The following is a 23133-nucleotide window of genomic DNA, read 5'->3' as shown; positions in this document are numbered from 1 at the left end:
GACCCGACCCCTCCCCCTGGAGCCACCCGTGACGACAACCACCCGCCTGTTCGGCCGCGGGTCCTGGACCGAGGCCAGCCGCATCGCGACGGTCCTCCGCCGCGAGACCGTGGGTGGCGCCCTGCTGCTCGCGGCCGCCGCTCTGGCCCTGGTGTGGGCCAACTCCCCGTGGGCGGAGAGCTACGAGACGCTGCGCGACACCCGGGTCGGCCCGGCCTCGCTGCACCTCGACCTCACCCTCGGCACCTGGGCCGCCGACGGTCTGCTCGCGATCTTCTTCTTCGTCGCCGGGCTGGAGCTCAAGCGCGAGTTCGTCGCCGGTGACCTGCGCGACCCGCGCCGGGCCGCCCTGCCGGTGGCCGCGGCCGTCGGGGGCATGGCGGTGCCGGCGCTGTTCTTCGTGCTGTTCAACCTGGGCCGGGACGACGGCGCGCTGCGCGGCTGGGCCATCCCGTCGGCGACCGACATCGCCTTCGCCCTGGCGGTGCTGGCGGTGATCAGCACCCACCTGCCGAGTGCGCTGCGGACCTTCCTGCTCACCCTCGCCGTGGTCGACGACCTGCTGGCCATCGTGGTGATCGCGATCTTCTACACCGACGACTTCTCGCTGGTGCCGCTGGCGCTCGCGCTGGTCCCCCTGGCGCTGTTCGGCCTGCTGGTGCAGAAGCGGATCCGCTCCTGGTGGCTGCTGCTGCCGCTGGCCGCGGTCACCTGGGTGCTGGTGCACGAGTCGGGTGTGCACGCCACCGTGGCCGGGGTGCTGCTGGCCTTCACCGTGCCGGTGGTGCGCAGCGCGGCCGCCGGCGGCCCGGACGCCGGTCCGGGGCTGGCGGAGCACTTCGAGCACCGGATCCGGCCGCTGTCGGCCGGCATCGCGGTCCCCGTCTTCGCCTTCTTCTCGGCCGGGGTGGCGCTCGGCGGGCTCTCCGGCCTGACCGCGTCGGTCACCGACAGCGTCGCCCTCGGGATCACCGTCGGTCTCGTGGCCGGGAAGGCGATCGGCATCACCGCCGCCACCTGGCTGGTCGCCCGCTTCACCCGCGCGGAGCTGGACGAGCACCTGGGCTGGCCGGACGTCGTGGGGCTCGCACTCCTCGGCGGTATCGGCTTCACCGTCTCGCTGCTGATCACCGAGCTGGCCTACGGCCTGGGCTCGCCGACCTACGAACACGCCAAGGTGGGCATCCTCACCGGCACGCTGCTCGCGGCCCTCCTCGCCGCCGTCCTGCTGCGGCTGCGCAACCGCCGCTACCGGCGCATGTACGAGGAGGAGCGGGTCGACCGGGACTCCGACGGCATCCCGGACGTCTACCAGGTCGCGACGGTCGACCAGGCCGCCGAGCACCGGGTCCGGCCGCCGGGTGCCACGCCACCGGGACGCACGATCGGCGGTTCAGCTGAGGGCTGAGAAACCGCGTTGCCGACCCCTCGGACGCGACGTACCGTCGAGGTACACGAGAGAGGAGGTGGTCCGTAACTTGCATGCTTATCGGACTCGTGAGGTGGCTGTCCGCTAGCCGCCGTCCAGATGGGCCGCCCGTTCAGACGACAGTCTGAGCGACGGCAGATCGCCCGTCCGTCGTACGGCGGCGAGCGAGAACCGGACAGTCACCCGACCCCCGGGCCGCCGACCGTTGTCCAGTCGGCCCGCGTGCTGCTCCCCTGCTCTGGCAGGGGCCGCGCCGCGGAGCAGCCCGGGGGTTGTCCGTTCTCCGGGGGGAGTCAGGTGACCTTCGCCGGCCGCCCGGTGCAGGAGGACGTCTCCCCAGGCGCCTGGATCGCCGAGGCGGTCCTCCCCTTCTCCGAGCACGTCGTCGGCGGGCTGGTGCCCCCGGTGTTCGCCGCCTACGCCCGCGTCTTCCACCCCGCGGCCCGCTACCACGGCCTGCGCGACGTCGACGTCTCCTGGACCGAGGTCGCCGCCGCCAACCGCACCGTGGCCCACCCCGCCATGGAGTGGGGCTCGATCACCGGCGCGATGGAGTTCTTCACCGAGGCCGACCAGTCCCCCCTGTGGGACGGCGCCCCCGCGATGGGTCACCTGCCGGTGGCCGTGGCCGGCCGGCTGGCCGACGTCCTCGCCCGGCACACGACCACGCCCGGGGACTGCTGGTTCGGCGTCTGGTCCGGGTTCGGCTCCATCGTCTCGGACCGGCCGACGCTGACCCTGCCCGGGCGCGAGCACTGGCTGCTGCGGGGGCCGATCGGGCTGGCCGCGGCCAACCTGGCGCCGGAGCCCTCCGAGCAGAGCGCGAACCTGTGGTGGCCGGCCGACCGCGCCTGGTTCGTCGCCACCGACATCGACCTGGTCACCACCTACGTCGGGGGCAGCCGGGCGTGCATCGACGAGGTCCTCGGCGCCGAGGGCATCGAGGTGGCCGAGGTGCCCCCCGGCCAGCGCGTCACCTGGGACGCCGACATCGTCAACCCGCTGCCGTTCGACGCCCCCGACGACTAGCGCGGCCCCTCAGAGGACGGCGAGCTCCGCGGCGAGGTCGTCGAGGCCCAGCGAGCCCTGCGACAGCGCCGCCATGTGCCAGGCCTTGCGGTCGAAGCCGTTCCCCGCCGCGCGCCGAGCCGCGGCCCGGCCCTCCAGCCAGGCGCGCTCCCCCAGCTTGTAGCTGATCGCCTGACCCGGCAGGCCCAGGTAGCGGACCAGCTCGCTGTCGAGGAACGCGGGGTTGGCCCCGCTGTGCTCACCGAAGAAGGCGCGGCCGAGCTCCGGGGTCCACGGCTGCCCGCGGTGCTCGGCGAGCACGCCCTCGGCGTCGTCGGGGACCGGCAGGCGCAGGTGCATGCCGATGTCGACGACGACCCGCATGGCGCGCAGCTGCTGGGCGTCCAGGTAACCGAGCCGGGTGCCGGGGTCGCGGAAGTAGCCGAGCTCGTCCATCAGCCGCTCGGCGTACAGCGCCCAGCCCTCGACGTTGGCCCCCACCGAGCCGAGTGAGGTCTGGTAGGTCGACAGCTGCCCGGAGACGTACGCCCACTGTGCCAGCTGCAGGTGGTGACCCGGGACGCCCTCGTGGTACCAGATCGAGGTGAGGTCCCACAGCGGGAAGCGTTCCCGGCCCAGCGTCGGCAGCCAGGTACGGCCCGGGCGGGAGAAGTCCTGCGCCGGCCGGGTGTAGTACGGGGCGGCGGCGCTGCCGGGCGGCGCGATCATCGCCTCCACCCGGCGCACCGGCTCGGCCAGGTCGAAGTGGACGCCGTCGAGGGCCTCGATCGCCTCGTCCATCATCGCCTGGAGCCGCTCGCGGATGGCGTCGACGCCGTCCACGGCCTCGCCGTGAGTCGACAGCCAGCTCATGACCTCCATCGGCGTGCCGCCCGGCACGATCTCCTGAGCGGCGGCGCGCTGCTCGGCGAGGATCCGCCGGTGCTCGGCCCATCCCCAGGCACAGGCCTCCTCCAGCCCGTTGCCGGCCCCGAGGTCCGAGCCGGTCCAGCGGCGGGCGTGCAGGGCGTAGCGGTCCCGGCCGACGGCGTCCGGCGTCCCCTCGACCTGCGGGGCGTAGGTGTCGCGCAGGAACTCGCGGATCTCGGCGACCGCCTCGTCGGCGGCCCGCGCCGACTTCTCCAGCTCCGCGCGCAGGGCGTCCGGGCCCCCGGCGGCGAAGCCGGCGTAGAAGGGCCCGGCCAGCCACTCGCCGAGCTGCCCGACGACCGTGGACACCTGCCGCGGCGCGACGAACAGCCCGCGGCGGGCGCCCTCCTCCAGCGACGCCCGGAAGCCGCGGTAGGCCTCCGGCACCCGGGCCATCCGCCGGGCGATCACCGCCCAGTCCTCCTCGGAGGACGACGGCATCAGCAGGAAGACCTGCCGGATCGAGTGCACCGGGCTGAACAGGTTGGACAGCGCGCGCAGCCCCTCACCGGCCTCGTGCAGGGCCAGCTCGGCGCCCAGCCGCTCGCGCAGCAGCCGGGCGCAACGCCGCTCGACGGGGTCGTCGGCCAGCGCGGGGTCGGCGGCGAGCACCCGGTCCAGCTCGGTGAGGGTGTCGCGGGCCAGCTGCGCCTCGGCCTCCAGCCCCGCGGGGCTCGGGTCGGGCAGCCGGTCGTCGCCGGGGCGGGTGCCCAGCGAGGTGGCGACGATCGGGTCCAGGTCGCAGACGGCGTCGACGTAGCGGTCGGCGACCTGGCGGGGGGTGGTGGGGCGGGTGGGCGACGGCGGGGTGCCGGGGCGCGCGGCGTCGGTCATCGGATCCGTTCCAGGCGGGCGGACATGGTGGGGCGCAGCGGCGAGTCGGTGCCGGCGCGGTCGACGGCGTACATGAGCGCGCCCTCGACGATGCCGTAGAGCCGGACGGCGCGGGCGACGTCGGGCGCGTCCGGCGTCCGGGCCACGACGTCGCTGGTGAGCTCCCAGCTGGTCGTCGTCCGCGCCCGCCCGACGTAGATCTCGACCAGGCCGTCGGGGCTGGCCACCAGCAGCTCGACGTCGTCCCCGCCGCGCGGGCGCCAGAAGCCGGACTCCCGGACGTCGGGGCCGACGATCTTCCCGTCGTCGGTGAGCCGCCAGGTGCGGGACTCGTAGGCGAGGAACGCACGGCCGTCGTGGCTGAACCGGATCCACTGGCCGAACCGGTGGTCGCCGCCGGCGCCGGCGGCCTGCCCCTCGCCGTGCCACTCGCCCAGCAGCGGCAGGACGCCGAGCAGCTGCTCGGAGACCTCCGGGCCGGTGCGGACGTCGGCGGTGTCCGGCACCGGGAGCTCGGTCGCGTCCGTCACCGTCGCGCCCCCTTCGGCCGGCGGGCGAGCCGGGCGGCGCCGTACCCGCAACCGAGCGCCGCGAGAGACGTCAGGGCGACGAGGACCCAGGCAGAGACCATGGCCCCCACCGTAGGGCCGGCTGGTGACGCGCTGGAACGGCCCCGTCCAGAGGCTCGCCGGGAGCCTGCGAGTGGCGAGGAGGACGGGGTCCTTCGTCACGCGGTCGTGGGCACCACCGCGGCCGTCGCGGCCACGACCTCGGACCAGGGCGTCGCCGTCAGGCCGAGGGTGGCGGTGGTCGCCGTGGCGTCGACGACGAACTCCTGGTCGAACTGGTGCCGGACGTCGACCACCTCGCGCATCGTCGGCGAGAGCACCCCGACGGCCCGCAGCACCGGCCAGGGGATGCCGCTGACCGGCACCGGGGGCACCCCCATCGCCGCGGCCAGGTCGCCGATCGCCTGCCGCTGCGAGCGGGGCGGCGGGCTGGGCACGTGCCACGCCCGGCCGAGCGCCCGCTCGTCGGTGCCGAGGGTGGCCAGCGTCGCCGCGACGTCGGGCAGGTACGCCCAGCTGCGGGGGACGTCGGGATCGCCGACCACCCAGGCCCGACGGCCGCGGCGCAGCGCGGGCAACTGGCGCACCAGGTGGGAGTGCGCGGCGGGCACCTGCGGTCCGACGAAGTCCGCGGCGCGCGCCTCAGCCATGCGGATCCGGCCCGCCTCGTGGGCGGCGAGCGCGTCCCGCCACATCGCCGTCCGGACGCGACCCTTGAGGTCGGTGGCGGCCAGCGGGCTGTCCGGGCTCATCGGGCCGCTCGGGCGGCCGTAGACGTAGAGGTTGGCCATGGTCACCAGCACCGCGCCGGTGCGCTCGGCCGCGTCGAGGAGAGCAGCCGCGACGGGCGGCCAGTCGGTGGCCCAGCGGGAGTAGGCGGGGTTGACCGCGTTGTAGAGCGCCTGCGCGCCCCGGGCCGCCTCGGCCAGCGCGCCGGCGTCGGCGGCGTCGACGGCCCGGTGCTCCACCGCGTCGGTCGACGTGCCGCCGCTGCGCGAGAGCACCCGCACCCGGTGGCCCCGGGCGGCCAGCAGCTCCGCCGTCGTCGTCCCCACCGCACCCTTGCCCACGATCACGTGCAGTGCCACGTCGCCTCCTCGCCGTTTCGAGAGCAGTGCTCTCACTCGCGGACGACGCTCGCACACCGTCTCGGCACACGTCAAGAGCGCTGCTCTCTGTTGCGTCCACCGCTCACGGCGCGCCACGATGGTCCCCATGCCGCCCACCGCCCGCGAGCGCGTCCGCGCCGAGCTGACCGCCGAGATCACCGACGCCGCGCGACGACAGCTGGCCGAGGTGGGCGCGGCGGCGCTGTCCCTGCGGGCGGTGGCCCGGGAGCTCGGCATGGCCTCCTCGGCGCTCTACCGGTACTTCCCCAGCCGCGACGACCTGCTGACCCGGCTGATCATCGACGGCTACGACGCGCTCGGCGCCGCCGCCGAGGCCGCCGACGACCCCGCCGCGGCGCCGCGCGAGCGCTGGCTGGCGGTCTGCCGCGCCGTCCGGGCGTGGGCCCGCGCCCATCCGCACGAGTACGCGTTGCTCTACGGCTCCCCGGTGCCCGGCTACGCGGCACCCCGCGACACGGTGCCGGCCGCCGCCCGGGTCGGTGTCGTCCTCGGCCGGGTCCTGGGCGACGCCGCCCGCGGCGGGGCACTGCCCCCGGCGGCCGGGGTCCCGCGGGACCCGTCGCTGCTCAGCGAGGGCACGGTGGAGGTGCTCGGCGGGGAGCACCCCGCCCTCGACGACGCCGTCCGGCTGCGCGCGCTGCTGGCCTGGAGCGGGCTCTTCGGCACGATCAGCTTCGAGCTGTTCGGGCACCTCGTCGGCTCGGTCGAGGACGCCGAGCGCTACTTCGACGTGGCGATGGGCGAGCTCGCCGGCCTGCTCGGCCTCTGACCTGCCGGTCACGCCGAGCCACGCGGCGGCGGTGCCACCCTGACCGATCGGCGCCGGTGTGCCGACACACGACAGCGCCCGCCCCGGCGGTTGCCGGGACGGGCGCTGTCGCGGGTGGGTCGTCAGCCGATGGCGACGGTGGTCTCGTTCAGGCCGACCTCGGCGGTGAGCACGCGCTCCCCCTTGCCGACCGGGGCGAGCGAGCGCAGCTTCCACTCGCCCGGCGCGGCGAAGAACCGGAACTCACCCTCGGGGCTGGTGACGACCTCGGCGGTGAACTCGTCGGTCTCGTCGAGCAGCCGCACGTAGGCGCCGGCCACGGGCGCGCCGTCGTGCCAGACCGAGCCCTGGATGACCGTCTGGGTGGTCAGGTCGATGCCGGCGAGGGCACCGCCCTGCTTCGGAGCTCCGCACATGTCAGCTCACTTCTCGATCGGGACGCCGACGAGCGAGCCGTACTCGACCCAGCTGCCGTCGTAGTTCTTGACGTCGGGCTTGCCGAGCAGCTCGCGCAGCACGAACCAGGTGTGGCTCGAGCGCTCGCCGATCCGGCAGTAGGCGATGGTGGCCTTGCTGTCGTCGTAGCCCTGCTCGTCGTAGAGCTTGGCCAGCTCCTCGTCGGACTTGAAGGTGCCGTCCTCGTTGGCCGCCTTGCTCCACGGGATGTTCTTCGCCGTGGGCACGTGGCCGCCCTTCTGCGCCTGCTCCTGCGGGAGGTGGGCCGGGGCGAGGATCTTGCCGGAGAACTCGTCGGGCGAGCGGACGTCGATGAGGTTCTTCGAGCCGATCGAGGCGACGACCTCGTCACGGAAGGCGCGGATCGACAGGTCGGGGTCCTTGGCCACGTACTGGGTGGCGGGGCGCTGCACGGCGTCCTTCGACAGCGGGCGGCCGTCGAGCTCCCACTTCTTGCGGCCGCCGTCGACCAGCTTGACCGACTCGTGGCCGTAGAGCTTGAAGTACCAGTACGCGTAGGCGGCGAACCAGTTGTTGTTGCCGCCGTAGAGCAGCACGGTGTCGTCGTTGCCGATGCCGCGCGAGGACAGCAGCGCCTCGAAGGCGCTCTTGTCGACGAAGTCGCGGCGCAGCGGGTCCTGGAGGTCCTTCTTCCAGTCGAGCTTGACCGCGCCCTCGATGTGGCCGCCGTCGTAGGCGGTGGTGTCCTCGTCGACCTCGACGAAGACGATGCCGGGGGCGCCGATGTTCTCCTGCGCCCACTCGGCGGAGACGAGCACGTCGTTGCGGCTCATGGGGGGTGTTCCTCCCTGTGGTCGGGTGTGGGGGTCGGTCAGGCGGTTCGCGCGGGACGGACCCGGCGGACGGTCAGGTAGAGCTCGCAGCCGAGGCAGAAGCCGGTGGCCGCGTTGAGCAGGGCCGCCACCAGCGCGAGACCGGTCGCGACGGCGCCGACCAGCGGCGCTCCGAGCAGGTACCCCGCCGCGCCCACGACGGCGAAGCCGAGCCCGACGAGCTGGGCGAAGCGCGGCGGCGCCTCGGGCTCCCGCTCGCGGACCGGGCCGAGCCGCGGGGCCACGAGGACACGGAACAGCACCCCGTAGGGCGCGTACCGCAGGCCGGCGAACGCACCGACGGCGAAGACGGCGGCCTGGACGGCCACCAACCAGCCGGAGGCGGTCAGCAGGGCGACCGCGAGGACGGCGCTGGTGACCCACGCGGCGAAGCGCGGGCCCCGGACGTCGACCTGGCGGTCGGCTCGGGGTGGGGCAAGGGGCATGGTGGACGGAGCTTCCGGACGGCGGTCAGGGCACGTCTGGACGAGGCGGGGCTCGCCCTCAGGCGCCCGGACACAGGCAGCTGCCGACGCGGCACAGGTCGACTGTGCGGCGCGAGGTCAGCAGGATGCCCACGGCGCGAGGGTAACCGATCACACGTTCCGCCCGTCCCGCGCACCGGCGGGTCCACCCACACGGGCGTCGACCAGCGCGGTCAGCTCCTCGGCCCGCGGGGCCCCGCTGCTGCGCCCGATCACGGCGCCGGAGCGGTCGAGGTAGAACAGCGTCGGGGTGCGGCGGACGTCGAGCTGACGGACGGCGTCCAGGTGGCTCTCGGCGTCCACCTCGACGTGGGCCAGGCCCGGCCGGGTCGCGCCCAGCTGCTGCAGCCGGGCCCGCGTGGCGCGGCACGGCCCGCAGAACGCCGTCGAGAACTGGACGACGGTCAGGTCGGCGTCCTGGGGGCGCACGCCCAGCCCCTCCAGGACGGCGGTCACCGTCGACGGCTCGCTGCCCGGGCTGCGCACGGCGCCGTCCCTCCTCCGCAGCCACCAGGCGGCGGCCGCCGTTGCCAGCAGGGCGACGGCCAGCACGGCTGCTCCTGTCGCACTCATCCCCCGCCCCAACCCGGCCGGACCCGTGCGGATTCCCCGCGCCCTCAGCCGCGCAGCACGGTGTCGGTCGCCTCGACGGCGACGTCCACGCCCTCCTCGCCGGGGGTCACCCCGGTCACGTGCAGCCCGAAGGGCAGCGCGGGGATCGGGTAGCGCAGGTCCAGCAGGTCCGCGGCCCGGTCGACGACGAAGCCCGGCACGTCCACCCCGGCGCCGGAGGCGTCGGACACCTCGACGACCACGGCGTCGCCGTCGAGGCTCACGGTGCCCACGGCGGTCAGCGGCACGGAGAGGCCGGCCACCTCCACGGTGCTCTCGACGCGCAGCCCGTCCCCGTCCCGGCTCAGGGTCGTGCCCGGGCCCAGCCGGGCGGACAGCAGGGCGTAGGACAGCGTGGCCGTCCCGTCGACGCGGTCGACCGGCACCTGCTCCACCGACCCGGACAGGACGTCGGACAGCGGCACCTCCACCCCGTGCAGCCGGACGTCGGCCCGCGTGCCCTCCGGCTGGCCGAGGTCGGCCGCGGTCAGGTCGATCCGGACGTCGTCGTACCGGCCGGCGATCGCCTGGGTGAGGAACGGGAAGCCCGCGATGTCGACCTCCGGCTGCCCGGCCAGCTGCCCGCGCTCGGCGATCGCCTGCCCCACGCGGTCCTCGGCGATGCCGACGCCGACCCGGTCGGCGAGGACGGCGAGCCCCACGAGGAGGAGCAGGACCACCAGCAGAGCGCGCACCGGCCGGCCCCTACAGCGCGTTCTGGAGGACGAGGGAGAAGGCGACCGGGGCGCACGCGGCGAACGGCAGGGCCGTCTGGACCAGCGGCACGGCCCACGCCGTCCGTGGCCCCTCGGCCACCAGGAAGCCGGCGGCCAGGCCCACCAGCGCGGTCACCCCCGCCAGCGCCAGCCCGAACAGCAGCACGGTGAGGACGTCGGCCAGCTGCGCACTGCCGTGCCGGGCCAGCGCGGCGCCGGCACCGGTGAGCACCGAGACGACCAGGCCGACGACGCCGCTGGGCACGCCGTCGGCCACCGCCGGACGCGGCAGCGCCAGGTCCACCAGGTGGCCCGCGACCAACGTGACGCCGACCACCAGCAGCGCCGTCGTCGCCGCCGCGGAGTCCGCGCCCTCGGGGCCCAGCAGCACCCACACCGCCAGGGCGGTCACCGCGCACTGCAGGAGGACGACCCCGGCCAGCGAGCCGACGACGTCCCGGCGGGGCGCCCGGCGCAGCATCTGGTGCAGCACCGCCGCGAGGAAGCCCAGGCCCGGGACGGCCAGCAGCGAACCCAGCTCGGGACGCTCCGGCAGCACCACGAGCAGGTCGGCGCCGGCGGCCGCGGCCAGGCCCAGCGCCGGGGCGCCGGCCCGGGCCGGGATGCCGGTGGCCGGCACCCAGGCCGCCACCAGCGCGACCTGCAGGACGGCGACGGCCGCCACCCGGCCGGGGCTCCCGGCGAACTGGCCGAGCAGCACCAGCAGCGCGGCCCCGGCGGCGGCCGCCCCGAGCGCGGGCAGGTGGTACCCGCGGGCCGGGATGCCGGTGCGCAGGGTGGCCGCTGTCACCCGTTGATCGTCTCAGACGCCCAGCGGCCGGTCCGCTCGACGAGCGGACCGGCCACGCCGCTCTCGGCGTGTCCGGGACCGGGGACGACCCACGCGGTGGCCGCCGGTCCGGCCGCCCGGGCCAGCGCGCGGGAGTGCTCGAGGGGGGAGTAGGCATCGCGGTCGCCGTGGACGAGCAGCAGCGGCGTGGGCGCGACCGGCCAGGCGGCTGGAGTCCGGCCGGTCGACGGAGTCGGTGAACCCGTGCGCCACGACGAACGTCAGCGGACGCGCCCCGGGCGGCGGTTGCGCCGGCAGGGTGGACGGGACGACGACACCGCGAGCCGGACGCCGTCCTCCGTGGTCACCGTCACTGGTCGCGGTTCGGTCACGGCGGACGGGATCGGCAACACGTCGGTTATCCTGCTGTCTCTCTCTCGACAGCGCCGTCGTGGGCCCCCGGACGTCCGCGTCCCCGCCTCCCCCGAGGAGACGACATGCGACTCGTGCTCATGACCGCAGCGCGGCAGGCCACGACCGAGGTACTGCCCGCCCTCGGGCTGCTGGGCCACCAGGTCCGCGTGGTCGCGCCCGAGCTCTCCAGCCTGCTCGACGGCGACGCCGGCGACGTCGTGCTGGTCGACGCCCGCCACGACCTCATCCAGGCCCGCACCCTCTGCGGGCTGCTGTCCTCCACCGGCGTCGCCTCCGCGCTGGTCGCGGTGCTCGCCGAGGGCGGCCTGGTCGCGCTGTCGGCCGACTGGGGCGTCGACGACGTGCTGCTCGACACCGCAGGCCCGGCCGAGGTCGACGCCCGGCTGAAGTGGGCCACCGCCCGTCGGATGGCCGCCGCCACCCCCGCCGACGGCGTCGACGGCGGCGTCACCCAGGCCGGCGAACTGGTCATCGACGAGCACAGCTACTCGGCCAAGCTGCGCGGCCGCCCGCTCGACCTGACCTACAAGGAGTTCGAGCTCCTCAAGTACCTGGCGCAGCACCCGGGCCGGGTGTTCTCCCGGGCCCAGCTGCTGCAGGAGATCTGGGGCTACGACTACTTCGGCGGCACCCGCACCGTCGACGTCCACGTGCGCCGGCTGCGGGCCAAGCTCGGCACCGAGCACGAGGCGCTGATCGGCACGGTCCGCAACGTGGGTTACAAGCTCGACCAGCAGGTCGCCGACGCGACGGCGGCCGCCGCCCGCGCCGAGGCCGACACCGAGCTGGTCTGAGGCCGCCCTGTCCGCTGCCCTCCGCGTCCGGGACGTCGGCCGCCTCGACGCGGCCGACGTCCCCGCGGTGCTCGCGCTGCTGCGCGCCGCGACGGCGGCCGACGGCGTCCGCCCGCTGTCGGAGGAGGCCGAGCTGCGGCTCCAGCACGGCGGCCCCGCCGGTGGCCGCGACGTGCTGGTCGCGACGGCGGACGGCGAGCTGGCCGGTTACGCGCGCTTCGAGGGCGGGGACGGCACCGGTGACGCCGAGGCGGAGCTGGTCGTCGCCCCCGACGTCCGCCGCCACGGGGTCGGCCGCCGGCTGCTGACCCGGCTGGAGGAGCTGGCCGGCGACCGCCCTCTGCGGGTGTGGGCGCACGGCGACCTCCCCGGCTCCGCGGAGCTGGCCGCCGGCCGCGGCTACACCCGCGCCCGGGTGCTGCTGAAGATGCGGCGGGACCTCGCCGGCGTCGACCCCGACCCGCGACCGGCCCTGCCCGGCGACGTCCGGGTGCAGCCGTTCCGGCCGGGCCGGGACGAGGACGCCTGGCTGCGGGTCAACGCGCGCGCCTTCGCCGGCCACCCCGAGCAGGGCAGCTGGACGCCGGAGGACCTGCGGCTGCGCGAGGCCGAGCCGTGGTTCGACCCCGAGGGCTTCTTCCTGGCCTGGCGCGGCGACCCGGACGACGGCGGCACGCTGCTCGGCTCGCACTGGACGAAGGTGCACCCGCCCGGTGACGAGGGTCCCGAGGCCGTCGGCGAGGTCTACGTGCTCGGCGTCGACCCCGACGCCCAGGGCCTCGGTCTGGGCCGCGCGCTCACCGACGTCGGCCTGGCCCACCTGCGGGGCCGCGGCCTGGGCGAGGTGCTCCTCTACGTCGAGGAGGACAACACCGCCGCGGTGACGCTCTACGAGCGCAGCGGCTTCGCCCGGCACGCCGTCGACGTCTCCTGGCGGCGGACCCACTAGTACCGGACGATCCCGTCCGCAAGCGGGCCGCGCGCGCGTTCACCTGCTCGACGTGACCTGGTTCTCACCCCGTCGGGAAACGCTCCGCGTGCGTTCACCGGTCGTTCACCGAGCGACCCGGATGCGTCCACTTCGGCTGCCTACCTTCGGGCCTCGTTGGTCCACCCTGCCTGGCATCGAGGTCCGGGCACCCGCTCGAAAGGCACTGACTTGAAGCTGCGCAGCAGCACGCGCGCCCTCACCCTGTCCACGGCGCTCGTCGCCACGCTGGCCCTGGCCGCGTGTGGCGCGGCCAACGAGGGGGACGCTTCCGGCAGCGGGGGCGGCGGCGAGGCCACCCAGGAGCTGAGCGGCGCCCTCGTCGGCGCCGGCGCCAGCAGCCAGCAGGCCGCCATGGAGGCCTGGCAGGCCGGCTTCCAGGGCGAGTACCCCGACGTGGACTTCAGCTACGACCCGGCGGGCTCCGGCGCCGGCCGCGAGCAGTTCATCGCCGGCACCACCGACTTCGCGGGCTCCGACGCCGCGCTGGACGAGGAGGAGCTGGCCTCCGCGCAGGAGCGCTGCGCCGGTGGCGAGATCTTCGAGCTGCCGAACTACATCTCGCCGATCGCGGTCATCTTCAACCTCGAGGGCGTCGACTCGCTGAACCTGTCGCCCGCGACCATCGCCAACATCTTCAACGGCTCGATCACCACCTGGAACGACCCGGCGATCGCGGCGGAGAACCCCGACGCCACGCTGCCGGACACCGCCATCACGCCGGTGCACCGCGGTGACGACTCGGGCACCACGGAGAACTTCACCGACTACCTGTTCCAGGCCGCCGGTGACGTGTGGACCTCCGAGCCCGACGGCGTCTGGCCGCTGCAGGGCGGCGAGGCCGCCAACGGCACCTCGGGTGTCGTCGGCGTCGTCGAGAGCACGGCCGGCGCCATCACCTACGCCGATGCCAGCCGCGCCGGCGACCTCGGCGTGGTCAGCGTCGCGGTCGGGGACGAGTTCGTCGCCCCGACGCCGGAGTCCGCTGCCGCCGTCGTCGAGAACTCCCCAGCCCTCGAGGGCCGCGGCGACCACGACTTCGCCATCGAGGTGAACCGGCAGACCGAGGGCTCGGGCGAGTACCCGGTCGTCCTGGTCAGCTACCACGTCGGCTGCATCCAGTACGACGACGAGGAGACGGCGAACAACGTCCGCGCCTTCATGGAGTACGTGATCAGCGAGGACGGGCAGCAGGCCGCCGCCGACAACGCCGGCAACGCCCCGATCTCGGACACGCTCCGCCAGCAGGCCCAGGGCGCCGTCGACGCCATCACCGCCGGCTGACCCCAGCCGAGCACCAGCGGTGGCCCGGGACGTCGGTTGACGCCCCGGGCCACCGTGCCGCCCGGACACGGGCCCCCGAGATCCCCACCTGATCGATCCCACGGAGCAGCGGTGACCGCCACGAAGGCACCATCCGAACCGACGTCGCAGCGGACCGTCCGCCGGCCGGGCGACCGTCTGTTCGCCGGCAGCGCCAAGGGCTCCGGCATCTTCATCCTCGTCGTCCTCGCGGGGGTGGCGGCGTTCCTCATCAGCGAGGCCGTCCCCGCCCTGACCGCCCCGGCGGAGGACATCCCCGGTGGGGAGGGGCTGGGCAGCTACGTCTGGCCGCTCGTCGTCGGCACGCTGCTGGGCGCGGTCCTCGCGCTGGTGATCGCCACGCCCCTCGCCGTCGCGATCGCCCTCTACACCACCTACTACGCCCCGCGGCGGATCGCGTCGGGCATGGGTTACGTCATCGACCTGCTGGCGGCCATCCCCAGCGTCGTCTACGGCTTCTGGGGTCTGGCCGTCCTGGCGCCCACCCTCGTGCCGTTCCACGAGTGGCTGGCCGACACCCTGGGCTTCATCCCGCTCTTCGCCGGGCCGGCCTCCACCAGCGGCCGCACGATGCTCACCGTCGGCTTCGTGCTCGCGGTGATGATCCTGCCGATCATCTCGGCCATCTCGCGCGAGGTCTTCAGCCAGGCGCCGGCGCTGCACCGCGAGGCGGCGCTGGCCCTGGGCGCGACGCGCTGGGAGATGATCCGGATGGCCGTCCTGCCCTACGGCAAGTCCGGGGTCATCGGCGGCGCGATGCTCGGGCTGGGCCGCGCGCTGGGCGAGACGATGGCGGTCGCGATCGTCCTGTCGGGCGGCGCGGGGGCCACGGCCAACCTGATCAGCAACTCCAACCCCTCGACGATCGCGTCGAACATCGCGCTGCGGTTCCCGGAGGCCACGGGCCTGGGCGTCAACACCCTCATCGCCAGCGGGCTGGTGCTGTTCGTGATCACGCTGGCGGTCAACATGATCGCCCGCTGGATCGTCAACCGTCGCGCCGACTTCTCCGGAGCCAACTGATGAGCACCGACACGCAGTCCGCGCCCGAGGTCTCCGCGCCGTCGCGCGGGCCGGTCCGCGTCGAGCGCCGCCTGCCCCGCCCCGCGCCGCTGGGGCTGTACCTGGTGGGCATCGGCCTGGGCGCCGCGCTCTCGGCCGCGACCGGCTTCGCCGTCACCTCCACCGTCATCTACGGCGTCATCCTGGGCACGCTGGCGGTCTACGTCGTGTCGCGGGCGGTCGAGGGCCGCCGCAAGGCCACCGACCGGCTGATGACGGCGCTGGTGACCACCGCCTTCGGCGTCGCGATGGTCCCGCTGGTCTCGCTGGTCTGGACGGTCCTCGACAAGGGCCTCGACCGCCTCGACGGCACGTTCTTCAGCAACTCGATGTTCCGGGTGGTCGGCGAGGGCGGCGGCGCGTACCACGCCATCCTCGGCACGTTGATCATCACGGTGCTCGCCACGATCATCTCGGTGCCGATCGGCCTCATGACGGCCATCTACCTGGTCGAGTACGGCTCCGGCCGCCTCAAGAAGGCCATCACCTTCTTCGTCGACGTCATGACCGGCATCCCGTCGATCGTCGCCGGCCTGTTCGCCTTCGCGCTGTTCACGCTGGTCTTCGGCAACGACGTGCGGCTCGGTGTCATGGGCGCCGTCGCCCTGTCGGTGCTGATGATCCCGGTCGTCGTCCGGTCGTCGGAGGAGGTGCTCAAGCTCGTCCCCAACGAGCTGCGGGAGGCCAGCTACGCCCTGGGCGTCCCGAAGTGGCGCACGGTCGTGAAGGTCGTCCTGCCGACTGCGATCGCCGGCCTCGGCACCGGCGTCACGCTGGCCGTGGCCCGCGTCGTCGGCGAGACCGCGCCGCTGCTGGTGACCGTCGGTCTCATCACCGGCACCAACCTCAACCCGTTCGACGGGCGCATGGCGACCCTGCCGGTGTTCGCGTACTTCCAGCTGACCCAGCCGGGTACGGACACGCAGGCGTTCCTCGACCGCGCCTGGACGGCGGCTCTCCTCCTCATCATCCTGGTCATGGCGCTCAACGTCGTCGCCCGCCTGATCACCCGCTTCGTCGCCCCCAAGACCGGTCGCTGACCGATCCCGTCAGGAGGACACGTACGTGGCCAAGCGCATCGAGGTCTCGGACCTGGACATCTACTACGGCAACTTCCTCGCCGTGCAGGACGTCAACGTCTCCATCGAACCGCGGAACATCACCGCGCTGATCGGTCCGTCGGGGTGCGGCAAGTCCACCTTCCTGCGGTCGCTCAACCGGATGCACGAGGTGATCCCGGGCGCGCGGGTGGAGGGCAAGGTCGTCATGGACGGCCAGGACCTCTACGGCGCCGACGTCGACCCGGTGAACGTGCGCCGGCAGATCGGGATGGTCTTCCAGCGGCCGAACCCGTTCCCGACCATGTCGATCTACGAGAACGTCATCGCCGGCAACCGGCTGAACAACAAGCGGATGAAGAAGTCCGAGGCCGACGACCTGGTGGAGAAGTCCCTGCGGGGCGCCAACCTGTGGAACGAGGTCAAGGACCGCCTCGACCGGCCCGGGTCGGGTCTGTCCGGCGGTCAGCAGCAGCGGCTGTGCATCGCCCGCGCGATCGCCGTCGAGCCCGACGTCCTGCTCATGGACGAGCCCTGTTCGGCCCTCGACCCGATCTCCACGCTGGCGATCGAGGACCTGATGACGGAGCTCAAGGAGCGCTTCACCATCGTCATCGTCACGCACAACATGCAGCAGGCCGCGCGGGTGAGCTCCTTCACCGGGTTCTTCAACCTCAACGGCGTCGGCCAGCCGGGGCGCCTGATCGAGTTCAACCCGACCGAGAAGATCTTCAGCAACCCCGACCAGAAGGCCACCGAGGACTACATCTCCGGCCGCTTCGGGTGACCTGAGGCCGCGGACGCGCTCAGCGCAGCAGGGGGTCGCCGCACCGCGGCGGCCCCCTGCTGCGCGTCCAGCCGGGAGCGCCGCCGATCCCGGCGAACAGGTCGACGGCCGTGCCGCGGTGTTGGCACCATCTCGGCCGTGACCAGTAGACCCGTGGAGGCGCAGCACCTGCGCGACCTCGCCCTGCTGCGCCGCGTCAAGGACCGGATCGACCGGGAGTACGCACAGCCGCTGGACGTCGAGGCGCTGGCCCGCGGCGTGCACGTGTCGGCCGGGCACCTCAGCCGCCAGTTCCGGCTCGCGTACGGGGAGTCGCCGTACGGCTATCTCATGACGCGGCGGATCGAGCGGGCGATGGCGCTGCTGCGGCGGGGCGACCTGAGCGTCACCGAGGTCTGCTTCACGGTCGGCTGCTCGTCGCTGGGCACCTTCAGCACCCGGTTCAGCGAGTTGGTCGGGATGCCGCCCAGCACCTACCGGCGGCTCGCGGCGCACACGACGGCCGGGATCCCGTCGTGCGTGGCCAAGCAGGTGACCAGACCGGTCAGGAATCGAGAAGCGCCGGTCAGCGCGCCGTCCCTAGCGTGATCGCCATGGACATCACCATCCACCACACCTTCCTCCCCCACGACGACCCGGACGCCTCGCTGGCGTTCTACCGCGACACCCTCGGCTTCGAGCTCCGCATGGACGTCGGGTACGGCGGGATGCGCTGGCTCACGATGGGCCCGGCCGACCAGCCCGACACCTCCGTCGTCCTGCACCCGCCTGCCGCCGACCCCGGCATCACCGACGACGAGCGCCGCACCATCGCCGAGATGATGGCCAAGGGCACCTACGCCTCCATCGTGCTGGCCACCAAGGACCTCGACGGCGTCTTCGAGCGCGTGCGGGCCAGCGGGGCCGAGGTCATGCAGGAGCCCACCGAGCAGCCCTACGGCGTCCGCGACTGCGCCTTCCGCGACCCCGCGGGGAACACGGTCCGCATCCAGGAGCTGGTCTGAGCCGTCCGGCTCAGCTGCAGCTGACGGGGGCCGTGCTCGAGGCGGGCTCGGTCGGCGGCGCGGGCGCGGCCTCCGGGGCCGGCGCCGCGGCGGCGGCCTCCGCCGGGGGCGCCGGAACGGGGACGACGGTCGAGTACCCCGGGCCGATCACCAGCTGGACTGCGTCGCCGATCGTGTCGCTGGCCTGCAGCACCGAGCCGGGGACGGCGGCGGCGACCGTGCGGGCCCGCTGCTCGGCGCCCGGCCCGTAGCGGACGACGGACTCGTTGACCGTCCCCGGCTCGTTGCCGACCGCGCCCACGCCGAAGCCCTGCCCGCGCAGCAGGTCGGCGACGGTGGCGGCCAGACCGCTGGTGCCGGTTCCGTTGAGGACGTCGACGGTGATCCCGCCGGGAGGGACGGTCAGCGCCTGCTCGGCCGGCGCGGGAGCGCGCTGCTCGGCCTGGGCCTCCGCCGTGGGCGGGGCCGCGGCGGCGTCGTCCGCCGCGGCCTGGGCGGTCAACTCCGGCGGCAGGCCGCCCTCGTCGATGACCGCGTCGAACAGGGACCGGGAGGCACCCGAGTCCAGCAGCACGTAGGCCTGCTCGGTGCCGGCCGGCACGTACCCGACCTGCGACACCGGCAGGCCGGTCCGCTGGACGGCGTCCCCGGTGAGGTCGCCCAGCGTGCCGGCCAGCGTGCGCAGGTCGCCGAGGTTGGTGTCCTCGTCGACGGTGAGCGCGCCGGAGGAGCGCATCAGGAACTGGGTGAGGGTCACGGGGTTGCCGAGGGCGCCCCACGACATCGCCGTCCGCAGGGTTGCGGTGAGCAGCAGCTGGGCGCGCTCGGCCACCGCCGCGCCCGTGACGTCGGAACCGGCGTCCCCCGGGGTGAGGAAGGCCGACGCCTGCTCGCCGGTCACCTGGCTGCCGCCGGCCGGGAGCGGCTGCGCGGAGGCGGCCACCGCCTCGGTCGGCTGGGGCAGGCACATGGCGACGCCGCCGAGGGCGTCGACCATGTCGGGCAGGCGGGTGAGGTCGACGCCGAGGTAGTGGTCGACCCGCAGCCCGGAGACCTGCTGCACGGCCCGGACCATGCAGGCCGGCCCGCCGTCGAGCAGCGAGGCGGCGAAGGCCTCCGTCGCGGGCTCCCGCAGCTCGCCGTCGGCTCCCACGCAGGCCGGGGTGTCGACCAGCGCGGTCGGCGGGACGCTGACCAGAGCCGCGCGCTCCTCGTCCGGCGAGACGTGGACGAGCAGCGTGGCGACCGCCGCGGGGCCTTCCGCGCCGGGCAGGCCGGTGCCGACCACGAGGTAGGTGGCCGCGCCATCCTGCAGCCGGGGGGCCAGCACCTCCGGACCCTGAGGGGCCAGTGCCTGGACCCGCTGGATGCTCTGGTCGACGTAGAAGTACAGCCCCAGGTGGTAGGCGACGACGACGCCGACCACGACCAGCAGGCCCAGGGCGGCACGGATCAGCCGCCGGCGTCCGGGGGTGCGGGCCGCGCGTCGCGCCGCGCGCCGGGCGCGGGGCCCGGGCGGGCCGAGGCGGGTCGCACCGGAGAGGGGGACGTCGCGTCCCGGGATCGGGGGCAGCGGCGCGATCGGCCGCGACGGGCGGTGGCCGGGCTGGTCGGCCAGCGGGGGGAACAGCGGGGTGGAGGGACGCCCCGGCAGCGGCGGTACCGGGGGGAGCCCGCTGCGCGCGGACCGGGCCGCGGGCGGCTCCTCGGAGGGAGCGGGAGGCACCGGCGGCGAGGTGGGGCGCGGCTCCGGCGGGGTCGTCCCGGCCGCGGAGGCGGCGGGGACGGGCGGGAAGCCGCGGCGGGGCGTCTCGTCGGCGGCGCGCTCGCGGGGCCGGGCCGGGGTGTCGTCGGCGCGGCGCTCCCGCGGCTCGGCACGGGCGTCGTCGCCGGGCACCGGTGGCAGGCCGCGCCGGTGGGCCGGCGCCTGCTCGCCGAGGGGCAGTGGGATCTCGCCGGTGCGGGCGGCCCGGCGGCGGCCGACCTCGCCGCCCTGACGGGCGATCAGCTGCTCGACGGTGATGGGCTCGCGGGCGGGCACGCCCGGCTCCGGGGACGACGGCTTGCGGCGGCCCCGGAACCGGCCGGGCGCGCGGCCGTCGCCCGCGTCGTCGCGCGTCCGCTTGTCCCCCACCGGCGTCGACTTCCCATCGTCGTACCCATGGCGCCGTGACCCGCGCCGCCTGCTCTCGCGTGGGCGCGGGTGACTGCGCACCGCGCGGTCGCGACCGCACCCCACGATACGGGCGGAACGGCTCGCACCCTGCCGACGCGCGGAGTCACCGAGCGTGACTCCTGGCGCAGCCGTAGCGTCGCCGAGGTGAAGCTGCCGTTCGTACCGGGGCCGTCGGACGTGATCTCCGCGGTGGAGGGGCTGCGCGACGGCGTCTCCGAGGCACTGGCGCTGGTCCCCCGGGTGGCAGCGGTGGTCGGTCGGGTGGAGTCGCTGCTGGACCGTGTCGACGCCGTGGTGGGTCGCGTCGAGGGCGCCGCCGGCCGCGGCGAGGCCCTGCTCGGCGCCGTGGGACAGACGCAGCGCAAGGCCGACGAGGCCATCGACGCGGCGGGCCGGACCCAGCAGAAGGCCGACGACGCGATCAGCGCCGTCGGACGAACCCAGCAGAAGGCCGACGAGGCCATCAGCGCCGTCGGGGAGACCCAGCGCAAGGCCGACGAGGCCATCAGCGCCGTCGGGGAGACCCAGCGCAAGGCCGACGACGCCATCAGCGCCGTCGGGGAGACCCAGCGCAAGGCCGACGACGCCATCAGCGCCGTCGGGGAGACCCAGCGCAAGGCCGACGACGCCATCAGCGCCGTCGGGGAGACCCAGCGCAAGGCCGACGAGGCCATCAGCGCCGTCGGACAGACCCAGCAGAAGGCCGATGACGCGATCGCGGCCGTCGGCGGGACGATCGCGCGGGCCGAGGGTGCGGTCGGCTCGGCGGAGAGCCTGTTGGGCCGGGTGGACCCGCTGGTCGACGTCTTCGAGGGCCCCCTGCTGGCGCTGGCGCCGGCGGTGCGCCGGCTGGCCGCGAGCGTCGACCCGGACGAGGTCGAGGCGGTGGTCACCTTCATCGACCGGCTGCCGCAGTTGATGACGCACCTGGACGAGGACGTGCTGCCGGTCGTGGCCTCGATGGGCAACGTCGCCGAGGACGTGCACGACCTGCTCGACACCATGCAGGACCTGCGGCACGTGGTGAAGGGCTTCCCCGGCTCGCGGTTGTTCCGGCGGCGGGGCGCGGAGGAGATCGCCGAGGACGAGGAGCGCGCCGCCGTGGACGGCGGTCAGGAGCCGGACCGCGCCGGCTCCTGACCGCCGCGGCTCAGGTCTCGGTCGGGTAGCCGAGCGCGCGGACGACGTCCCCGATGCGCTCGTAGGTCTCCCCCTCGGGCAGCCGGCGCAGCTCGTCGACGACGGCGTCGGGGGCGCGGTGGTCCAGTGCGGCCTCGACGAGGGCGGGGCCCTCGCTGGGGAAGTCGGCGCGGTCGAGCCAGCGGGCCAGCTCGGCCCGGCGGACGACGGCGTCGGCGTCCATGCCGACGGGGGTGCCGCCCACGAGCGTGCCGGTCGGGTCGGCCGTCAGGTCGGGGTCCCCCTCCGCGACCGGCTCGGCCTCGCGCCACTCCTCGGCGCGGGTCGCGCGCTCGGCCTTCAACATGCCCTGGACCTCGTGCTCGAGTTCCTCGTCGAGCCGCGGGTTGTGCTTGGTACTGCGCGCCGACACGCCGGCGAACTGGTCTCCGGTCTCGCTCACGATCGCGTCCCTCCTGGTCCGTTCGTCACTTCTCGTGCAGGGCGCCGGGCTTGTGCACCGCCGTCTTCCCGCTCTTGTCGCTCTCCACCTCGTACTGCGGTTCCTCCGGACTCGCCTTGACCTTCCGGCCGGAGGCCTCCGTCTCCTCGGTGATCTTTCGCGTGACGGTGCCCTCGGTCCGGCTGCCGTGGCTGCTCCACGTGACGTGGTCGCCCGTGCTGAACTCGTCTGCCATGTGCGGCCTCCAGGCCCTCCGACGCTGTCCCCCTGCCCCTGCCCCCGGGGCGGTGCCGACACACATCACCCGATCGGAACGCCGCATCACCCGTGCGGGCACTACCCAACGGTCTCAAGTCACGTAGCGTGGCCACAGACGGGAAGCGCTTCGACGTCGCCCCTGGTGGACGGCGACGCCGCGGCTACCCACGGTCACGTGGTCCCGTCCTCGATCGCCGGCCCGGTCGACTCCATTCCCCCGGGGTCGGCCGGGTCGGCCCGTTCTAGGCTCGGTGTCCGTGACCGCTCCTGACGCCACCCGCCCGGTCGACGTCCTCACCGTGGTCTCGGTCACCGACGTCACCCCCTCGATGCGCCGGGTGCTGCTGTCGGGCACCCCGGCCGCGGTGGCGGCCGCCGGCCCGACGATCTCGCTGCTGGTGCCCCGGGTCGGCGACCCGGCGCCGCGTTGGCCGGCGGTGGCCCGCGACGGCCGGATCGTGTGGCCGCAGGGGGCGCACGGGGTGCACCTGCGCAGCTACACCGCCCGCCGGCAGGACCCCGACCGCGGCGAGGTGGAGATCGACTTCGTCCTGCACGGGGACGGCCCCGCCGCCGCGTGGGCCGCCGCGGCGGTCCCGGGCACGCCGATCGCCGTCGCCGGGGGCGGGCCGCTGGGCGAGCGGGCCGCCGGCTGGCTGCTGCTGGCCGGCGACGAGACCGCCCTGCCGGCGATCACCCGGATCCTGGCCGCGGCCGCACCGGACACGCGCGGGGTGGCGCTGTTGGAGGTGGCCGACGCCGCCGAGCAGCAGCCGCTGCCCGCGCCGGACGGCGTCACGGTTCGCTGGCTGCACCGCGACGGCACCCTGCCGGGCGAGAGCCCGCTGCTCGCCGACGCGGTCGCGGGGCTCGACCGGCCCGACGGCGACGACGTCTTCGCGTGGGTGGCCGCCGAGTCGGCCGCCGTCCGCACCATCCGCGCCGACCTGCGCGGCCGCTGGGGCCTGGGGCGGGCCCAGCACCACGCCATCGGCTACTGGCGGCGCGGCCGCGCCATGTCGCCCACCGGCTGACGTCGTACAGACTTCTCACAGCCGGTGCCCAGGAGTGCTCCAGCGCGCGGCCGCACGCTGGGACCATGACG

Annotated in this window: 25 protein-coding genes and 1 pseudogene; 13 read left to right on the top strand and 13 right to left on the bottom strand. The window is 74.7% G+C overall.

Annotated elements, in window-relative coordinates:
• Positions 1-28 precede the first annotated feature (28 nt).
• Both nhaA and ACI78Q_RS06490 read left to right on the top strand, forming a co-directional pair.
• On the top strand, positions 29-1408 hold the full coding sequence (gene nhaA, locus ACI78Q_RS06495; protein ID WP_456922501.1) for a Na+/H+ antiporter NhaA: 1380 nt from the start codon (positions 29-31) through the stop codon (positions 1406-1408).
• A 318-nt stretch (positions 1409-1726) separates the two neighbouring features.
• Positions 1727-2458, top strand: a complete 732-nt coding sequence (locus ACI78Q_RS06490) for a hypothetical protein (RefSeq protein WP_456922500.1) — start codon at positions 1727-1729, stop codon at positions 2456-2458.
• 9 nt (positions 2459-2467) lie between these two features.
• Here ACI78Q_RS06490 and ACI78Q_RS06485 read toward each other — a convergent pair whose 3' ends face one another.
• The 3 genes from ACI78Q_RS06485 to ACI78Q_RS06475 all read right to left on the bottom strand — a co-directional run bounded on the left by ACI78Q_RS06485 (position 2468) and on the right by ACI78Q_RS06475 (position 5858).
• Complete coding sequence (locus tag ACI78Q_RS06485) at positions 2468-4201, bottom strand: DUF885 domain-containing protein (protein WP_456922499.1); 1734 nt, start codon at positions 4199-4201, stop codon at positions 2468-2470.
• Positions 4198-4731: an FABP family protein gene (locus tag ACI78Q_RS06480; protein ID WP_456922498.1), complete on the bottom strand. Its 534-nt coding sequence runs from the start codon at positions 4729-4731 to the stop codon at positions 4198-4200. Before ACI78Q_RS06480 ends, ACI78Q_RS06485 begins: the two co-directional genes overlap by 4 nt.
• Positions 4732-4928: 197 nt before the next feature.
• Positions 4929-5858, bottom strand: coding sequence for an NAD-dependent epimerase/dehydratase family protein (locus tag ACI78Q_RS06475; protein WP_456922497.1), 930 nt, complete (start codon positions 5856-5858; stop codon positions 4929-4931).
• A 127-nt stretch (positions 5859-5985) separates the two neighbouring features.
• Between ACI78Q_RS06475 and ACI78Q_RS06470 the strand changes: the two genes are divergently transcribed.
• Positions 5986-6669, top strand: a complete 684-nt coding sequence (locus ACI78Q_RS06470; RefSeq protein ID WP_456922496.1) for a TetR/AcrR family transcriptional regulator — start codon at positions 5986-5988, stop codon at positions 6667-6669.
• 122 nt (positions 6670-6791) lie between these two features.
• Here ACI78Q_RS06470 and ACI78Q_RS06465 read toward each other — a convergent pair whose 3' ends face one another.
• The 7 genes and pseudogenes from ACI78Q_RS06465 to ACI78Q_RS06435 form a co-directional block, all read right to left on the bottom strand.
• Positions 6792-7085: a DUF1416 domain-containing protein gene (locus tag ACI78Q_RS06465; RefSeq protein WP_456922495.1), complete on the bottom strand. Its 294-nt coding sequence runs from the start codon at positions 7083-7085 to the stop codon at positions 6792-6794.
• Between the two features lie 6 nt (positions 7086-7091).
• Positions 7092-7919: a sulfurtransferase gene (locus ACI78Q_RS06460; RefSeq protein WP_456922494.1), complete on the bottom strand. Its 828-nt coding sequence runs from the start codon at positions 7917-7919 to the stop codon at positions 7092-7094.
• A 38-nt stretch (positions 7920-7957) separates the two neighbouring features.
• On the bottom strand, positions 7958-8404 hold the full coding sequence (locus tag ACI78Q_RS06455) for a DUF4395 domain-containing protein (protein ID WP_456922493.1): 447 nt from the start codon (positions 8402-8404) through the stop codon (positions 7958-7960).
• 150 nt (positions 8405-8554) lie between these two features.
• On the bottom strand, positions 8555-8995 hold the full coding sequence (locus ACI78Q_RS06450; RefSeq protein ID WP_456922492.1) for a thioredoxin family protein: 441 nt from the start codon (positions 8993-8995) through the stop codon (positions 8555-8557).
• Positions 8996-9060: 65 nt separating this feature from the next.
• On the bottom strand, positions 9061-9750 hold the full coding sequence (locus ACI78Q_RS06445; protein WP_456922491.1) for an LmeA family phospholipid-binding protein: 690 nt from the start codon (positions 9748-9750) through the stop codon (positions 9061-9063).
• 10 nt (positions 9751-9760) lie between these two features.
• Positions 9761-10582, bottom strand: a complete 822-nt coding sequence (locus tag ACI78Q_RS06440) for a hypothetical protein (protein WP_456922490.1) — start codon at positions 10580-10582, stop codon at positions 9761-9763.
• A pseudogene (locus ACI78Q_RS06435) lies at positions 10579-10806 on the bottom strand (alpha/beta hydrolase); the annotation flags it as partial. The gene ACI78Q_RS06440 and the pseudogene ACI78Q_RS06435, both read right to left, overlap by 4 nt.
• Positions 10807-11058: 252 nt before the next feature.
• Here ACI78Q_RS06435 and ACI78Q_RS06430 point away from each other — a divergent pair.
• From ACI78Q_RS06430 to ACI78Q_RS06395, 8 genes are all read left to right on the top strand, one after another.
• Positions 11059-11790 (top strand): winged helix-turn-helix transcriptional regulator, encoded by a 732-nt coding sequence (locus ACI78Q_RS06430; protein ID WP_456922489.1) that lies wholly within the window; start codon positions 11059-11061, stop codon positions 11788-11790.
• Between the two features lie 7 nt (positions 11791-11797).
• Positions 11798-12739: a mycothiol synthase gene (gene mshD, locus ACI78Q_RS06425; protein WP_456922513.1), complete on the top strand. Its 942-nt coding sequence runs from the start codon at positions 11798-11800 to the stop codon at positions 12737-12739.
• Between the two features lie 210 nt (positions 12740-12949).
• The gene (gene pstS, locus ACI78Q_RS06420) at positions 12950-14062 is read left to right on the top strand and encodes a phosphate ABC transporter substrate-binding protein PstS (protein ID WP_456922488.1); all 1113 of its coding nucleotides are present in this window, start codon (positions 12950-12952) and stop codon (positions 14060-14062) included.
• Between the two features lie 111 nt (positions 14063-14173).
• Positions 14174-15124 (top strand): phosphate ABC transporter permease subunit PstC, encoded by a 951-nt coding sequence (pstC, locus tag ACI78Q_RS06415; protein ID WP_456922487.1) that lies wholly within the window; start codon positions 14174-14176, stop codon positions 15122-15124.
• The gene (gene pstA, locus ACI78Q_RS06410; protein WP_456922486.1) at positions 15124-16203 is read left to right on the top strand and encodes a phosphate ABC transporter permease PstA; all 1080 of its coding nucleotides are present in this window, start codon (positions 15124-15126) and stop codon (positions 16201-16203) included. The genes pstC and pstA overlap by 1 nt, the downstream gene beginning before the upstream one ends.
• A gap of 25 nt (positions 16204-16228) precedes the next feature.
• Positions 16229-17008, top strand: a complete 780-nt coding sequence (pstB, locus tag ACI78Q_RS06405; protein ID WP_456922485.1) for a phosphate ABC transporter ATP-binding protein PstB — start codon at positions 16229-16231, stop codon at positions 17006-17008.
• A gap of 138 nt (positions 17009-17146) precedes the next feature.
• A complete protein-coding gene (locus ACI78Q_RS06400) occupies positions 17147-17596 on the top strand; it encodes a helix-turn-helix transcriptional regulator (RefSeq protein ID WP_456922484.1) in 450 nt (149 codons plus the stop codon).
• A 5-nt stretch (positions 17597-17601) separates the two neighbouring features.
• Positions 17602-18012, top strand: a complete 411-nt coding sequence (locus tag ACI78Q_RS06395) for a VOC family protein (RefSeq protein WP_456922483.1) — start codon at positions 17602-17604, stop codon at positions 18010-18012.
• Positions 18013-18022: 10 nt separating this feature from the next.
• Here the strand turns inward: ACI78Q_RS06395 and ACI78Q_RS06390 are convergent, their stop codons facing one another.
• Positions 18023-20053, bottom strand: coding sequence for an LCP family protein (locus ACI78Q_RS06390; protein ID WP_456922482.1), 2031 nt, complete (start codon positions 20051-20053; stop codon positions 18023-18025).
• Between the two features lie 279 nt (positions 20054-20332).
• Between ACI78Q_RS06390 and ACI78Q_RS06385 the strand changes: the two genes are divergently transcribed.
• The gene (locus ACI78Q_RS06385) at positions 20333-21328 is read left to right on the top strand and encodes a hypothetical protein (RefSeq protein ID WP_456922481.1); all 996 of its coding nucleotides are present in this window, start codon (positions 20333-20335) and stop codon (positions 21326-21328) included.
• Between the two features lie 10 nt (positions 21329-21338).
• Here ACI78Q_RS06385 and ACI78Q_RS06380 read toward each other — a convergent pair whose 3' ends face one another.
• Both ACI78Q_RS06380 and ACI78Q_RS06375 read right to left on the bottom strand, forming a co-directional pair.
• A complete protein-coding gene (locus tag ACI78Q_RS06380) occupies positions 21339-21770 on the bottom strand; it encodes a DUF2795 domain-containing protein (protein ID WP_456922480.1) in 432 nt (143 codons plus the stop codon).
• A gap of 25 nt (positions 21771-21795) precedes the next feature.
• A complete protein-coding gene (locus tag ACI78Q_RS06375; RefSeq protein ID WP_456922479.1) occupies positions 21796-22005 on the bottom strand; it encodes a DUF2945 domain-containing protein in 210 nt (69 codons plus the stop codon).
• A gap of 280 nt (positions 22006-22285) precedes the next feature.
• On the opposite strand from ACI78Q_RS06375, the gene ACI78Q_RS06370 reads away from it, so the two are divergent.
• Positions 22286-23062 carry a siderophore-interacting protein gene (locus tag ACI78Q_RS06370; RefSeq protein WP_456922478.1) on the top strand — a complete coding sequence of 259 codons (777 nt, stop codon included), beginning with the start codon at positions 22286-22288 and terminating at the stop codon, positions 23060-23062.
• The last annotated feature ends 71 nt before the right edge of the window (positions 23063-23133 follow it).

The organism is Geodermatophilus sp. SYSU D00705 (assembly GCF_054050135.1).
The sequence above is the reverse complement of the archived record's forward strand: the minus strand, read 5'-3'. Positions and strand labels throughout refer to the sequence as shown.